The sequence below is a fragment of the Acidovorax sp. NN32 genome (assembly GCF_057597245.1).
Genome location: NZ_CP199679.1, coordinates 1,926,446 through 1,941,214, shown reverse-complemented (window position 1 = coordinate 1,941,214; position 14,769 = coordinate 1,926,446). Strand labels below are relative to the sequence as shown.

12 protein-coding genes are annotated in these 14,769 nt (G+C 64.7%); all 12 read right to left on the bottom strand.

Annotated features, from left to right (window positions below; all coding sequences use genetic code 11):
• Positions 1 to 23 precede the first annotated feature (23 nt).
• Positions 24 to 2,192: a D-(-)-3-hydroxybutyrate oligomer hydrolase gene (locus tag ACT89O_RS08940; protein WP_487262379.1), complete on the bottom strand. Its 2,169-nt coding sequence runs from the start codon at positions 2,190 to 2,192 to the stop codon at positions 24 to 26.
• A 92-nt stretch (positions 2,193 to 2,284) separates the two neighbouring features.
• Positions 2,285 to 3,358: a branched-chain amino acid ABC transporter permease gene (locus ACT89O_RS08935; protein WP_121419556.1), complete on the bottom strand. Its 1,074-nt coding sequence runs from the start codon at positions 3,356 to 3,358 to the stop codon at positions 2,285 to 2,287.
• Positions 3,359 to 3,370: 12 nt separating this feature from the next.
• Positions 3,371 to 4,360 (bottom strand): branched-chain amino acid ABC transporter permease, encoded by a 990-nt coding sequence (locus tag ACT89O_RS08930; protein ID WP_121419555.1) that lies wholly within the window; start codon positions 4,358 to 4,360, stop codon positions 3,371 to 3,373.
• A gap of 115 nt (positions 4,361 to 4,475) precedes the next feature.
• On the bottom strand, positions 4,476 to 5,219 hold the full coding sequence (locus tag ACT89O_RS08925) for an ABC transporter ATP-binding protein (protein ID WP_142144819.1): 744 nt from the start codon (positions 5,217 to 5,219) through the stop codon (positions 4,476 to 4,478).
• Positions 5,216 to 5,989, bottom strand: a complete 774-nt coding sequence (locus tag ACT89O_RS08920) for an ABC transporter ATP-binding protein (protein ID WP_306555886.1) — start codon at positions 5,987 to 5,989, stop codon at positions 5,216 to 5,218. The genes ACT89O_RS08925 and ACT89O_RS08920 overlap by 4 nt, the downstream gene beginning before the upstream one ends.
• 64 nt (positions 5,990 to 6,053) lie before the next feature.
• Positions 6,054 to 7,529, bottom strand: coding sequence for an extracellular catalytic domain type 2 short-chain-length polyhydroxyalkanoate depolymerase (locus ACT89O_RS08915; protein WP_306555887.1), 1,476 nt, complete (start codon positions 7,527 to 7,529; stop codon positions 6,054 to 6,056).
• A gap of 175 nt (positions 7,530 to 7,704) precedes the next feature.
• Positions 7,705 to 8,898, bottom strand: a complete 1,194-nt coding sequence (locus ACT89O_RS08910; RefSeq protein ID WP_121419552.1) for a substrate-binding domain-containing protein — start codon at positions 8,896 to 8,898, stop codon at positions 7,705 to 7,707.
• A gap of 151 nt (positions 8,899 to 9,049) precedes the next feature.
• Positions 9,050 to 10,558, bottom strand: a complete 1,509-nt coding sequence (locus tag ACT89O_RS08905; RefSeq protein WP_055400429.1) for a sigma-54 interaction domain-containing protein — start codon at positions 10,556 to 10,558, stop codon at positions 9,050 to 9,052.
• A gap of 129 nt (positions 10,559 to 10,687) precedes the next feature.
• Positions 10,688 to 11,362, bottom strand: coding sequence for a DUF2325 domain-containing protein (locus ACT89O_RS08900; protein WP_487262378.1), 675 nt, complete (start codon positions 11,360 to 11,362; stop codon positions 10,688 to 10,690).
• A 219-nt stretch (positions 11,363 to 11,581) separates the two neighbouring features.
• Entirely contained in the window at positions 11,582 to 13,087 is a 1,506-nt protein-coding gene (locus ACT89O_RS08895) for a tripartite tricarboxylate transporter permease (RefSeq protein WP_121419548.1), read from the bottom strand.
• 12 nt (positions 13,088 to 13,099) lie between these two features.
• Positions 13,100 to 13,618, bottom strand: a complete 519-nt coding sequence (locus tag ACT89O_RS08890; RefSeq protein WP_055400468.1) for a tripartite tricarboxylate transporter TctB family protein — start codon at positions 13,616 to 13,618, stop codon at positions 13,100 to 13,102.
• A gap of 92 nt (positions 13,619 to 13,710) precedes the next feature.
• Entirely contained in the window at positions 13,711 to 14,670 is a 960-nt protein-coding gene (locus ACT89O_RS08885) for a Bug family tripartite tricarboxylate transporter substrate binding protein (protein WP_055400423.1), read from the bottom strand.
• Positions 14,671 to 14,769 lie beyond the last annotated feature (99 nt).

The window sequence follows — 14,769 nt, the reverse complement described above, 5'->3', positions numbered from 1 at the left end:
GTCGTCTGGCAAAGCTCCTTGGGTCAGTCGGGGATGGCAATGGCGCCCGCCGTGATGGCGATGGCGTTGGCGGCAGCAGGCGTGGTAGCCAGCGGCGGCACGTTGGCGGCGGTGATGGCCGGGGCGCTGCCCGGTGTGCCGCCGCGCGGCACGGTGCGCACCACCTGGCTGGCGGGCAGCGCCTTGCCGCTGGCGAGGTGGTCGTACACGGCGTCGAGCGCGTGGTTCAGGTACACATGCAGCGGCACGTAGCGGCTGTCATAGCCCGGCAGCACCGTGGGCAGGCCTATGAAGCTGTCGAAGTGCTGGGCGTTGGCCACTTCCACATAGCTGAGCTTGCTGGCGGCGCCTTCGACCTTCTTGTTCAGCGCGGCATAGGGGCGCGAGGTGTGGCTCACCGGCAGCAGTGCGTCGGCGCGGCCGTGCACGATGACGGTGGGCTTGCCACGCAGGTTGCCGTTGCGGCGGGTTTCCTGAACACCGGCCTGCAGCTTCTTGGCGGCGGCGTCATTGCCCGTGACGAGGTTGCGCAGGCACAGCGCGCCGCTCAGGTTCCAGTCGGCTACACCGGCGTCCGAGAACGACAGAAAGTCTCGCGCGGGCCCTAACTTGCCAAGGTTGTTGACCAGGTTGATGCCGCCCGAGGGAGGCACGCCGTTGCCGGTGGCAAACATGCCTGGCAATGCAGCGGCGGCCAGCGGGGTGACCCCGCCAGTGGCCGCGGTGGCGGCGTAGCTGAAGCCGCAGAGGTTGTCTTGCACGCTGGCGCGCGAGAGGCCGTTGGCAAAGGTCACGGCCACGGCGGGGGACACTTCAAACGCGGCCATGGAGGCATGCAGGTCGTTGGACTCGGGTTCCCAGCCATAGGCCCGCAGCTTTTGCAAAGCCTCTTCGGCCTGCGCGGCCGTGGTGCTGGCTGTGAGCAAACCTGCCGCCTTGAGCGACGCGCAGCGGTTGGGCGCGATGGGCAACGCAGCGCTGGCAAACCCGGCCGCAAACGCCGCCGCAAAAGGGCTGGTGCTGACCGAGGGCGCGAGCGACGCGCAGGCCTGGTAGAGGTTGGCGTAGGTGGTGAAGTCCACCAGCGTCTTGCCGGTGACAGCCACATCGGCGCTGCCACGGCGCACCGTGACGCCGGGATTGGCCGGCATCTCGATGGCAGGCTCGGACACGGCCACGCCGCTGATCAGGCCCTGCGTGTCCAACTCGGCCGCCGCAATGGCCGCGCCACCGCCGTTGGAGATGCTCGATGCGATGACGATGGTGTTGGCCGGGGTCAGCGTCTTGAGGCGCTGGCCCGCTGCGTCGGTGGCGCCGTAGCGCTGGTTGAGCACGTAGTAGCCAAACTCCACGGCCTGCAAGGTGGTGGTGCCCCAGTCCTTCTCAGAGTTCTGGCCCGAGTGGGCGTGCTTGAACGCAAAGCGATTGGGTGTGGCGGTGTTGAAGGCGGCCAGCTCGGTGGCCGTGAGACCCGCGTTGAAGGCTGCGTTCTTGCCCGCTGCGGTGGCCGTGGTGCGCGTGCCGTCGATCAGCGGCACGGTGTCGTTCATGAGGTCGTGCGGCGCGCCGCCCGTGCCCTTGTCCGAGTAGGCCACGGCGCAGCCCTTCTTGAGGCCCCACTCGCCCGTGGAGATGCCGCCATACACGCCGCGCGAGCCCGAGGTGGTGGCGGTGATCATGCAGGGCTTCTTGGGGTCGAAGCTGGCGGGCACCTGCACCATGAGGGTGACGTTCTTGCGGCCTGTGCCGTCGTCGGCAAACGCGATGTATTCGGTGCCCGCCACCTTGCCTTCGCCCGTGGTGACCTTGCCCTGCGCATCCACATTGGGGCCGTAGAGCGTGCCGTAACCACCGGCTGCCGTCATGTCGAGCATGGCGCGGTAGTTGGTGTGGATGGCCGTGCGGCGCAGCTCGGCCGCCGTGGGCTTGAGGGGATCAGCGAACGCAGGGGGCGCGGCAGCGGCCAGGCCCGTGGCTCCCAGGCCCGCCGTGAGCAGGTCATTGCTGGCGCCGTCGTACGTGGTCTCGCTGATGGTGCCGAGGTAGCCGGGCTTGGTGTTGGGGGCGGCACTGTCGCCACTGCTGCCACCGCAGGCAGCCAGCACCGCAGCGGCCAGCGCTGCGGGCAGGAACGGACGGGAAAGGGGACGAGAAAGGGGACGGAAACGCGGGTTCTTGATGTTCATCTTCATGTGCTTGTCTCCTGGAGTTTTTCTTTGCTTCTGGTTGCACAGCTCATCCACACACCCAGGCCACGCCGGTCACCCGGCGCGGCCGGGGCCACTCACCCCGCCTTGCGCGCAGCTGCCGCGCGCAGACGCCCCACCACACCGGTAGGGAAGTAATAGACCGAAAGAACGAAGAGCACTCCCAGCCACAGCAGCCAGCGGTCAGGCGAGAGCAATGCCGACAGCCAGGGCAGACCCGTGGCAGCCTCGCTGCCTAGCCGCAGCAAGTCTTGCAGGTAGCTTTGCGCCACCAGGAAAAGCACCGCCCCGATGGCAGAGCCATAGATGGTGCCCATGCCACCGATCACCACGATGAGCAGGCAGTCCATCATGATTTCGAAGCTCAGCGAAGTGTCCGGCCCGTTGTAGCGCAGCCAGAGCGCCAGCATGCAACCCGCCAGCGTGGCGAACAGGGCAGACAGCACGCTCGATGTGGTGCGGTACACCACCACGCGGTAGCCAATAGCCTCTGCACGGAATTCGTTCTCGCGGATGGCCTGCAGCACGCGGCCAAACGGCGAGTTGACGATGCGCAGCAGGGCCAGCACCAGCGCCACCGCGGTGACGAACAGAAGGTAGTAGCAGATCAGGCGCCCGTCGATGGTCACGCCCAGAAAGGGCTCTTCGAAGGGCTCGAAACTGGGCGACAGGAATTCGGGCACCTTGAAGGTGAGGCCGTCTTCACCGCCGGTGATGTCGGACAGCTGCGAGGCCAGCGTCTGGAACGCAGCGGCCACCGCCAGCGTGATCATGGCAAAGAAGATGGCGCGCACGCGCAGCGAGAACAGCCCCACCGCCAGCGACAGCAGCAGCGACAACAGCAGCGCGCCACCAATGCCCACGCCCAGCGCCGTCCAGGTGGGGCCCAGGCGCGTGGTGGCCACTGCGATGCCATAGGCCCCGATGCCAAAGAACATGGTGTGCGCAAAGCTCACGATGCCGGTGTAGCCCAGCAGCAGGTCAAAACTGGCGACCAGCACCACAAAGATCAGCACCTTGGCCGCCACCGACAGCGCCTTGACGCCCGGGAACAGGAACGGGGCAAACGCCAGCCCGATGAGGATAGCCACCAGGATCACCGCCAGCACCTTGCTGCGCGGGTAGTCGTTGGAAAGAAGACGGTTCAACATGGTCTTGTTTCCTCAGCGGTTAGCGACCGGATAGACGCCCTGGGGTCGCCACAGCAAGATGGCCACCATCAACGCGATGTTGGAGAACAGCGCCACCTTGGGCACCAGAAAGCCGGTGTAGTTCGCCATCAGCCCCACCAGCAGCGCGCCGATGAGCGCGCCACCCGTGCTGCCGAGGCCTCCGATGATGATCACGATGAAGATCAGCACATTGACCTGTGCGCCCATCTGCGGGATCACGTTCTGCTGGTAAAGCCCCCACATCACGCCGCCCAGGCCCGCCAGGGCCGAGCCCACCACGAACACGCCCACGAACAGGCGGCGGATGCGGTAGCCCAGGCTCTCCACCATCTCGCGGTCTTGCACGCCAGCGCGGATGAGCAGGCCGACCTTGGTGCGCGACAGCGTCCAGGCCAGTACGCCGAAGACCACCAGGCCCACCGCCACGGCGATCAGGCGGTATTTCTCGATGGCGGCGTCACCAATCAGCAGCGAGCCGCGCATGCCCTCAGGCAGCGGCAGCGGAATCTGCGCGGGGCCCCAGATGACCTTGATGAGTTCTTCACCAATGATCATGCCGCCCATGGTGATGAGGATCTGCTTCAAATGCTGGCCGTACACGGGCCGCACGATGAAGCGCTCGAACGCCAGGCCCACGGCCCCCGCCACGGCCATGGCCACGAGCATGGCGGGCAGCACGGCCATCAGGTTGCGCCACAGGTCAGCGCTTTGGGTGTAGTCGCCCATGGCGCCCAGCACGCTGGTGGCCACGAAGGCGCCCAAGGCGATGAACACGCCGTGGCCGAAGTTGAGCACGTCCATCAGGCCGAACACCAGCGTGAGGCCCGAGGCGATGATGAAGATGATCATGCCCATCGCCAGGCCCGCCACGGTGAGCGTGAGCCAGGTGCTGGGTGAGCCGATGAAGGGCAGCACCAGCAGCGCGAGCGCGGGCACCAGGGCCAGGGGCTTCCAGTCGAAGTCGCGGGTGATGGCGCTCATACGCGGCCTCCTTGCATGGCAGGCGACATCTGCGCATCTGCTACATTTTTAATAGCTGCTATCGCTTTACCATCAAGCGCTAGCAGCCCAAAAGGCTTGAAATCCGGTGCAAAACTCATAGTGCCAACCCCAGCAGCGAGCGCTGCAGTGCTTCGTCTTCGGCCAGCGCAGCCATGCTGCCTGCATGCACCACCTGGCCGTTGTCCATCACGGCCACGGTGTCGCCGAGCCGCTTGGCAAAGTTGATGTTCTGCTCGACCAGCAGGATGGTCACGCCGCTCTTTTTGAGCTGGTCGAACGCCTCGATCATGTTGTTGATGATGGCGGGCGCCAGGCCTTTGCTGGGCTCATCCACGATGAGCAGGTCGCGCGGCTCGACGATGGCGCGGCTCACGGCCACCATCTGCTTTTGCCCGCCGCTGAGCTTGCCGGCCGGGTGGTTCCAGAACTTCTCCACGGCGGGGAAGAGCTTGAAGATCCACTGCAGCCGCGCCTCGTCCATCTGCGCGGCATTGCGCGCACTGCGGGCGGCCAGCAGCATGTTTTCCTTCACCGTGAGGTCGGCGAAGATGCCCATGTTCTCGGGCACGTAGGCGATGTTCATGCCCGCGATCTGCGGGGTGTTCAGCGCCGTGATGTCTTTGCCTGCAAAGTGGACCGAGCCTTTGGACGCATGCCACAGGCCCATGATGGTGCGCAGCGTGGTCGTCTTGCCCGCGCCGTTGCGGCCCAGCAGCATGGTGAGCTGGCCCTTGGGCACGGCCAGATCCACACCGTGCAGGATGTGGTACGCGCCGATGTGCGTGTGCACGCCCTGGAGTTCGAGCAGGTTGCCCGTGTTGTTGATGGTGGTGGTCATGCAGCGGCCTCCTTCGTCACACCGAGGTAGGCTTCCTGCACCACGGGCGATGCGATCACCTCGGCCGGTGGGCCGTCGGCCACCAGCGTGCCGTTGGTCAGCACGATGATGCGGTCGGCCAGCTCGCGCACCACGTCCATCTTGTGCTCCACCAGCAGGATGATCTTGGTCTTGTCCTTCTTCAACGCGCGGATCAGGTTCAGGATCACGGGCGCCTCGTCGTGGCTCATGCCGGCCGTGGGCTCGTCGAACATGTAGACCTGCGGCTCCAGCGCCATGAGCAGCGCCACTTCGAGCTTGCGCTGGTCGCCATGCGGCAGGCTGGCCACGGGCGTGTCGCGACGCTCGTACATGGCCACCGTCTGCAGGATGGATTCAGCACGCTCGGTCAGCGCACGGTGGTCGCTCCAGATGCTCCACAGGTTCAGGCCCCGGCGGTGCTTGCCCTCTTGCGTGGCCTGCACGGCCAGGCGCACGTTCTCCAGCACGCTGAGGTTGGGGAACAGGTTGGTGAGCTGGAACGCCCGGCCCAGGCCCGCATGCGTGCGTGCCGAGACGGACTGGCCGGTCAGGTCCTGCCCGCCCAGCGTGACGCTGCCGCTGGTGGCCTTGAGTTGCCCCGAGATGAGGTTGAAGTACGTGGTCTTGCCCGCGCCATTGGGGCCCACGATGGCGGTCAGCGTGCCGGGCTCGAAAGAGCAGGTCACGGCATTGACCGCCACGTGGCCGCCAAAGCGGATGGTCAAGTCCTTGGTGGCCAAGGTGCTCATGGGTGGTGGTTCACTTTCACGGTAGTCATCGTTGGTCGAGGGGGCGGCCGCCCCCTTTTTCACGTCAAGGGCAAGTTCCGATGACGTAGTAGTTGGGGCTGGTCTGTTTCAGCGTGTTGTTCACAAAGATGTTCCACAGCCCCATGCTCTGGTTGGAACCCAGCGCGAAGGTGTAGCCGCCATACACGTAGGCACGGCCCGCCATGGTGTGCGCATAGTTGCTGGCCGTGGTGCAGGTGCCCGTGCCGCCGCCCGATGCGGCCAGCGTGGTGCCGGATGCAGCGGCGGACACGGCGCCCTCGGCGCCGTTGCCATCAGCGGCACGCACCGTCCAGCTGTAGGTGGTGGATGCGGCCAGGCCGGTGTCGGTGAAGTTCGTGGCAGTCACGGGCAGCGCATTGGTCTTGTTGCCATTGCGGTACACGTTGTAGCTGGCCGCTCCGCTCACGGCGTTCCAGCCAATCGCCATGCTGCTGGCCGTGGCGCCCGAGGTGCTCACGCCCGTGGGGGCTGGCAGGTCCACCGGCGGGTTGGTGGTTCCGCCGCTTCCCACGCGGTCCACCATGGCCTTGATGGCAGCCATCTGCGGGCCGGACTTCTTGGAATAGTTGGCGCTGTCATAGCCCCACCAGTCCCAGCAGCTGTTGGTGGCGGCCAGGCTGGTCTGCGGGTACAGCATCACGATGTTGTTACTGTCGGCCCAGCGGTTGTAGCCCGTGTTGCGCACGTACTGCTGCTGCACGTCGTTCACGTTCTGCTTGCAGCCATGCAGCACCACATGCAGCTTGCAGGTGGCCGTGCCACCCGCCTGGCAGGCCTGGGGCACATAGGCCCAGCCCGTGGTGGCCATGCCGTGGTTGGAGATGAATTCGCTCTGGTTGAACTCGATGAAATTGCCGCTGGGCAGCGTGGCGTTGTTGCGTGCGTTCAGCGTGCCGTACAGGTGCTGCAGCATGGCGCCTGCCAGGTCGAAGTTGCAGTCGCTGATGTAGGGAGCACCCTTGGTGGAGCAGCCGTTGCCATAGTCGTCCGTCACCATCGCGTGCTCGGATGCGATGTCCTTCTTGTAGACCACGTTGGCCGCTGGCACAAAGCTGTTGTAGTAGGTGCGCAGTGCATCCATCACCCCCGTCTTGACCACGCTGTCGAGCGTGCCCGAGAACAGGTAGACCTTGGAGTTCTGCAGGTTGGCCACGGGGTCGATCACGCCCTGGCCGGCCCAGGTGTTGGTGGTATTCACCAGCGTGCTGGTGGGAATACCCGTGGGGCTGGCCATGCAGCGCCCCGTGGCATTGACGACTGAGCCCTCAGCGCAATAGAACGGGCCGCCCGCCACCACCCCCACGCCTTTGGCAAACGTGGCCGAGTACGCCACATGCAGCTGCACGGCCATGAAGCCGCCCGAGGACAGGCCGGAAACGGTGGTCTGCGTCTTGTCGATCTTGAGGGCGGGGAGGTTGACGGCAGCGTGAACACTGGCCACGCCACAGAGTGCAATCGCAGCCCCTGCTGCTGCCGCCCGGATGAAATTGAAAGCCATGTTGTCTTGTCTCCAAATAATTTTGAGAAAGTCTGACCCAGCCCCCGTGTAATCCGGGGGTTCATGCATCAATTCACTGGAAAAAGAGGGGCGGCCGCCCCTGCGGGATGAACCCCGAAGGAGCAGGACGGTGATCCTGTCCGACGGGCCTCGCTAACGCATCGAAAAGACCGGCTTATCGCTTGTTGCGAATCGGCACGTTCATTTCTTCAGGCTTGATCTCGCGCACCAGTTCGGGCACGCCCCAGGCAAAGGCCGGGTCCACCTTGATCTTGAAGTGGTACATGCTCTGCATGGCCTGGTGGTCTTCCTTGCGGAAAGTCATCTTGCCCTTGGGGGTGTCAAAGCTCATGCCCTCCATGGTCTTGATGAGCTTGTTGGTGTTGGTGTCGCCACCCGTGGCCTTGAGCGCCGTGACCAGCGCCATGGCCGAGCTGAAACCACCGGCGGTGAAGAAGTCTGGCGGGGTCTTGAACTCCTTGTAATGCGCAGCCACCAGGGCTTCGTTCACGGGGTTCTTGGGGATGCCGAAGTAGTAGTACGTGGCGCCTTCCATGCCGGGGAAGTTCTTGTACGCGGCCATGGCGGGCAGGATGTTGCCGCCCGTGGAGATCTCGATGCCATAGCGCTTCAAGTCCATGTCGGCGATCTTGAAGGGGTTGCCTGCACCGGCCCAGACCACCCAGATGATCTTGCGGCCGGGCTGGTCCTTGAGCTTGTCGATCAGGCGCTGGGCACCGGCGGTGAAGTCGGTGGTGGCAGCGGGCAGGTATTCCTCGTGGGCAAGCTTGGCCTTCTTGACCGAGTCCTTGAAGGCTTTCACGCCATCGCGGCCAAACGCGTTGTCTTGCGCGAGGGTGGCAATGGTCACGCCTTCCTTGTCCACCGCCACGGCGTTGGAGATGGCATCCTGGCTGCTGTTGCGGCCCGTGCGGAAGATGTACTTGTTCCACTTGTCGCCGGTGATCGAGTCGGCCACGGCGGGCTCGACCAGCAGGATCTTTTTGTATTCCTCGGCCACCGGCAGCATGGCCAGGGCCACGCCCGATGCGGTGGGGCCGACGGCGATGTCAGCCTTGTCGTCAGAGTACGCGGTGGCCAGCAGGCTCTTGCCCAGGTCGGGCTTGCCCTGGTCGTCTTTCTCGATCACCACCAGCTTCTTGCCATTGACCGTCATGCTGCCGCCGGTGGCGTAGTTCAGCCCCATCATCAGGCCAGTCTGGGTCTGCTTGCCATAGGCCTCCAGAGGGCCGGTCTTGCTGTACACGTGGGCAATGCGGATTTCGCCGGTCTGTGCGAATGCGGGGGCGGAAAGTGTGGCGGCGGTAACGGCTGCGGAAGCGAGGGCGACCAGAGTGCGACGGTGCATGGCGATGTCTCCTGTTGTGATGCTTCTTTATTGCACAGTCTGTGCCAGCAGCCAAGTGCTTGATTTCAAAGAAACTTTTCCTCACACACTGGAGGCGATGCCTGAATTCAATACACAATAAATGTCTAAATTTCAGACAATTGCCTGAAATTTATTCAGGGTTTTCCAGACGTCCATAGAGCGTGGCGCGTGAGATACCGAGCTGCCGCGCCGTGGCCAGCTTGTTGCCGCCATGGGCCTTCATGGCGGCATGGATGGCCCGCTGCTCCAGTTCGGCCACCTGCTCGGCAAGGGGCCGCAGGTAGCGCGACTCGTCCTCGGCCTCGACCACCACGGCGGTGGTGTCCTGCACCGGCGCGGCGGGCTCCACGCCCGCTTCGCGCAGGATGCGTTCGAGCTGCGCCGCGTCGATGGACTGGCCCTCGCTGCGCATCACGGCCTGCTCCAGCACGTTGCGCAGCTCGCGGATGTTGCCGCGCCAGGGCTGGCCAGCGAGCAAGGCCATGGCCTCGGGCATCAGCTCGGGCGGTGGCGTGCCGTTGCGCAGCGCCAGGTCATCGCCCAGAGCCTCGACCAGTGCCGGAATGTCGCTGCGCCGGGCACGCAATGGTGGCACGCGCACCGGCAGCACGTGCAGGCGGTAGAACAAGTCTTCGCGGAACTTGCCTTCACGCACCAGGCCAGCCAGGTCGCGCGAGGTGGCGGCCAGGATGCGTACGTTGAAGGGCACGAGCTTGTTGCTGCCCAGCGGCTCGATCTCCCCTTCCTGCAGCGCGCGCAGCAGCTTGGCCTGCAGGCTTTGGGGCATATCGCCGATTTCGTCGAGGAACAGCGTGCCGCCGTCGGCCAGCTTGAACTTGCCATCGCGCCCCTTGGCCGACGCGCCGGTGTAGGCGCCGGGCGCCACGCCAAAGAACTCTGCCTCCAGCAGCGTGTCGGGCACGGCAGCGATGTTGACGCTGACAAACGGGCCGCTTGCACGGCTGGATGCAGCGTGGATGGCGTGGGCCAGCAGCTCTTTGCCGGTGCCTGTCTCGCCCAGCAGCAGCACCGGGCTGGTGGACTGCGCTGCACGGCGTGCCTGGCGCTTGACCTCAGCCGCAGCGGGGCTCGACCCGATGAAGCTGGCAAAGGTGTATTTGGACCGCCGCTCGCCGTCACCCGCCACCGTCAGGCTGCGCCGCCGCTGGCTGGCCAGCTCGCGCCGGGCATCGTCCAGATCGCGCTGCAGCAGGGCAAACTTGCTGATCAGCGGCTGCAGCGTGGTCTCGGGGTGGTCGAACAACACGATGCCGATGGCGCCGATCACGCGATCCGCATCGTCGCGCAGCGGGATGCGGCTGACCACAAACGTGCCCGCTTTGTTGGTGAGCAGGTCAATGAGCACGGGCTGGCCGGTCTCCAGCACGCGGCGCATCTGGGTGTTGGGGATGACCTCCTCCACCGTGCGGCCGACAAACTGGTCCACCGAAGAGAACCCAAGGTCGGGCAGAAAACGCTGGTAGCCCTCATTCACCCACACGATGCGGCCACTGCGGTCCACCAGGAACATGCCCTGGCTGACGCTGGAAAACAGCTGAAACATGGAGCGCGCCGCCAATTCCAAGATGCCCTGGGCATCCAGCGGCAGTGCGGGGGCGTCATCGGTGAGCAAAGGCATCTGCGGATGGTAGCGCGGCGGGGTGGGCCGAAGAACAGTCACGCCGCTGTCACCGCGCAGCTGCCGCGCATTTACCTGCAAATCCAGATGCTACTTTTTTTATAGCTATCAGCGTAATATCATCAAGCGCTAGAGGCTATTTTTATCCAGAACCACATACCCGTCGGTCGCCTGTGCATTGCCCACCAGGCGCTGCGCGCGCGTCATGCGCAGAACCACCATGGGCTGAACGGCGGCCAGCGCCTCGGCCTCGCGCACGGCCAGGGGTTGGTCCACCAGGATGCAGGGCTTGCCCGTGCGGCGGCAGTGGTCCTGCACGCGCCAGTACTCGTCATGGCTGATGCAGCCCGTCTGGCAGATCACCAGGTCGGCAGCGGCCAGATTGGCGTCCAGGGTGCCGTCCAGCGCGGCATCGGGCTCGGCGCAACCTTTGCCCGCAGAAGGATGGCCTGCCACGTCCAGACTACGTTCGGGCTGCACGGGCTGGGCGGGCGCCTCGGCCGCCAGCCGCCAGCGCAGGCATTCGCGCGACAGACTGGCAATGCGCTCGGCCAGCATGCTGATGTGGCGGGCCATCGCCTTGCGGCGCGGCAGGCTGGGGTGGGCCGCTTTCCACTGCGCCAGCGCATCCTGCGCCATGGCCAGGCGCGTGTCCCGCACGATCACCTCGGCACGCAGCCGCAGCACCTGGGCCTGGAGGGCATCGATCTGCGCCGCCTGGGCTGCCACCGTGGCACTGCAGCGCTTTTGCACATCGCCCAAGTGGCGGCAAAGTGCCAGAAACTCCTGCGGAAGTGAATGCATGCGCCACCTTTGCAAATAAGAACTATTCGCATTTTATGGTACGATTCACGGCTTGTGAGCACGCAAGTCACCTTGGTGGGGAGGGCACCGGGGGCGTCCAGCCCCCGGTGTCTGGCTTGCGCGGATGCTGAAAAAACACCCGCGCCAACGGGTGCCCCAAGAAACAAAAAACCGCGCCATTGCAGCGCGGTTTTTTTGTGGGTGAATGGCGAGCGCCGGTCAGGCCTGCACCAATGCCAGCTTGCGCGCCGCCCAGCGCCGCAGCAGGCGCGGCACGATCAGCACGGCCAGCACGATGACGATCAGGGTCAGCGAGCCTGGACGCTCCACGAAGATGCTCCACTTGCCTTCGCCAATGGCCACGGCATTGCGCATCTGGGCTTCCGCCAAGGGACCCAGGATCATGCCCACCACCACCGGCGCAGCCGGGAAGTCAAAGCGGCGCATCACCACGCCCAGCAGGCCAATCGCATACAGCAGCACCAGGTCGAACGCGCTTTGGCGCATGCCATACACACCGAGCGTGGAGAACACCAGAATGCCCGCGTACAGGTACGACTTGGGAATGTTCAGCAGCTTGACCCACAGGCCCACCAAAGGCAGGTTCAGGATGAGCAGCATCACGTTGCCGATGTACATCGACGCGATCAGCGCCCACACCAGCGCACCGTTGGTGTCAAACAACTGGGGGCCGGGCTGGATGCCGTAGTTCTGGAACGCGCCAAGCAGGATGGCCGTGGTATTCGATGTGGGAATGCCCAGCGTGAGCAGCGGGATCAGCGTGGCTGTGATGGCCGCGTTGTTGGCGGCTTCGGGGCCGGCCACACCTTCGATGGCGCCGGTGGTGCCGAACTCTTCGGGGTTCTTGCTCAGCTTCTTTTCAGCGGCATAGCTCAGGAAGGTCGGGATCTCGCTACCGCCAGCGGGCACGGTGCCAAACGGAAAACCGATGAACGTGGCGCGAATCCACGCAGGCCAGGAGCGCTTCCACTCTTCCTTGGTCATGTGCGTGCTGGTCAGGCGGTTCTGCGTTTCGTCGGTGCGGCCTTCGTACATCACGTTGTACAGGGCTTCACCCACGGCAAACAGGCCCACGGCGATCAGCACGACCTCGATGCCGTCCATCAACTCTGGCACACCGCCGGTGTAGCGAGCTTGCCCGGTGAGTTGGTCGATACCAATGAGGCCCATGGCCAGGCCAACGAACAGCGCGACCATGCCGCGCAGCGTGCTCTTGCCCAGCACCGCGCTCACGGTGGTGAAGGCCAGCACCATCAGCATGAAGTATTCGGGCGGACCAAGGCGCACAGCGTATTCCGCGACCAGGGGCGCAAAGAACGTGACCAGGATGGTGGCAATGGTGCCCGCCACAAACGAGCCAATGGCAGCGGTGGCCAGCGCCGCACCAGCGCGGCCGCTTTTGGCCATCTTGTTGCCCTCCATGGCCGTGACCATGGACCCGGCCTCACCGGGCGTATTGAGCAAAATGGACGTGGTGGAGCCGCCGTACATGGCGCCGTAGTAGATGCCCGCAAAGAAGATCATGGAGGCCGTGGCCTCGACTTTGACGGTGATGGGCAGCAACATGGCCACGGCCACGGCCGGGCCAATGCCAGGCAACACGCCCACGGCGGTGCCGATGATGCAGCCCACAAAGGCCCACATCAGGTTGATGGGTGTTGCAGCGGTCGCAAAACCCTGCATCAAAAGGTTTAAGGTATCCATAACATGCAGGCTTTACAGCCACCCCGTATTGGTCAGGCCGGGCAGGTTGATGGCCAGCAATTGCGTAAACATCCAGAACACAGGCGCAGACACGGCCACTCCGATGGCGGAGTCTTTGATCCAGGCCTGCAGGCGCAGGTCCAACTCGCCTTCCGAACTCCTGAAGCCCCGCACCGACAGCACAAAGCACAGTGCGCAACTCAGGATGAAGCCCAGCGTGGTGATGAGCAAGGCATTGAGCAGCAGCCCAGCCGACACCCAGATGAAGCCCTTCCAGTGGGCGTGCGTGTCGCCGGAACCTTCTTCCAGGTCGCGAAACCCGCCCGTCAGCGCGTGCACCACGCAAAGCACACCACAAATCAGGATGGCAATGCTGACCACCCAGGGAAAGAAATTGGGGCCTACACCGCCATAGCCAGCCTCAGAGCTGACCGAACTGGCCCCCCAGGCCAGGCACAGCGCCAGCACCACCAGCCCCGCACCGATCAAGGTCTGCAAAGGCTTGGAGCGCGATGAATGTTGTTGTGTCATGTTTTTCTTTCGCACCGAGCGGCCGGCGGCATGGCCGCACACCCCTGTCAGGGGCGCGCAGCCAGCGCCTTGACCTGCTTGCTTGTCTCAGATCAGATCATTCCAGACTTGGCCATCGTGGCGCGCATGCTGGCGAACTCGGCGTCCACAAAGTTGGCAAACTCGTCACCCGCCATCCATGCAGGGGTCCAGCCGTTCTTCTCCATGGCATCCTGCCAGGCCTTGTGCTTGAAGGTCTTGGACAGGGCGTCGATCAGTGCCTTGCGCTGCTCGGCCGTGATGCCGGGCGCGCCATACACGCCGCGCCAGTTGCCGATTTCCACGTTGATGCCCTGCTCCTTGAGCGTGGCCACGTTCACGCCCTTCAGGCGCGAGCCCGAGGTGACGCCCACGGCGCGCATCTTGCCCGCAGAGATGTACTCGGCAAACTCGCTGTAGCCGCTGCCGCCCACGGTGACGTTGCCGCCCAGGATAGCGGCGGTGGCCTCACCACCCCCACGGAACGCCACGTAGTTGATCTTGGCGGGGTCCACGCCCACTTCGCGCGCAATCATGGCTGCCGCAATGTGCTCGGTAGAGCCGCGCGAACCACCGCCCCACTTCACGCTGCCGGGGTCCTTCTTGAGTTGGTCCACCACATCCTTCATGGTCTTGAAAGGCGAGTTCGCGGGCAGCACGAACACGTTGTATTCGCTGGTCAGGCGCGCCAGGGGCGTGACCTTGTCCAGGCCGACCGGAGGCTTGCCGGTGATGATGCCGCCCAGCATCACGGCGCCCATCACCATCATCGCGTTGGGATCGCCCTTGCTGGCATTGACGAACTGGGCCAGACCGATCGCACCGGCGGCGCCACCCTTGTTGTCATAGGAGACCGACGCCGCTGCGCCCGCATCCTGCATGGCCTTGCCCAGGGCACGGCCGGTGGAATCCCAGCCACCGCCGGGGTTGGCGGGAATCATCATCTTGAGGGCCGGAGCGCTCTGGGCCGACACAGGCAACACGCCTGCGGCGGCCATGGCAGCCAGTGATTTGAGGAAGGTATCGCGACGCATGGTGTCTCCTTGTAAGGTTTGCGAACCGCTCGATGATGCGCGCCCTGCCTGTCAAACGGCTGTCCATGAACTCAGGGAAAACACTCATGCGACCGGCCC

Coding starts and splice junctions, on each gene's coding strand:
- ACT89O_RS08905 (WP_055400429.1), bottom strand. CDS start 10,558: ATGCCTTTGCTCACCGATGACGCCCCCGCACTGCCGCTGGATGCCCAG.
- ACT89O_RS08895 (WP_121419548.1), bottom strand. CDS start 13,087: ATGGATACCTTAAACCTTTTGATGCAGGGTTTTGCGACCGCTGCAACA.
- ACT89O_RS08885 (WP_055400423.1), bottom strand. CDS start 14,670: ATGCGTCGCGATACCTTCCTCAAATCACTGGCTGCCATGGCCGCCGCA.
- ACT89O_RS08900 (WP_487262378.1), bottom strand. CDS start 11,362: ATGCATTCACTTCCGCAGGAGTTTCTGGCACTTTGCCGCCACTTGGGC.
- ACT89O_RS08920 (WP_306555886.1), bottom strand. CDS start 5,989: ATGAGCACCTTGGCCACCAAGGACTTGACCATCCGCTTTGGCGGCCAC.
- ACT89O_RS08915 (WP_306555887.1), bottom strand. CDS start 7,529: ATGGCTTTCAATTTCATCCGGGCGGCAGCAGCAGGGGCTGCGATTGCA.
- ACT89O_RS08890 (WP_055400468.1), bottom strand. CDS start 13,618: ATGACACAACAACATTCATCGCGCTCCAAGCCTTTGCAGACCTTGATC.
- ACT89O_RS08940 (WP_487262379.1), bottom strand. CDS start 2,192: ATGAAGATGAACATCAAGAACCCGCGTTTCCGTCCCCTTTCTCGTCCC.
- ACT89O_RS08935 (WP_121419556.1), bottom strand. CDS start 3,358: ATGTTGAACCGTCTTCTTTCCAACGACTACCCGCGCAGCAAGGTGCTG.
- ACT89O_RS08930 (WP_121419555.1), bottom strand. CDS start 4,360: ATGAGCGCCATCACCCGCGACTTCGACTGGAAGCCCCTGGCCCTGGTG.
- ACT89O_RS08910 (WP_121419552.1), bottom strand. CDS start 8,898: ATGCACCGTCGCACTCTGGTCGCCCTCGCTTCCGCAGCCGTTACCGCC.
- ACT89O_RS08925 (WP_142144819.1), bottom strand. CDS start 5,219: ATGACCACCACCATCAACAACACGGGCAACCTGCTCGAACTCCAGGGC.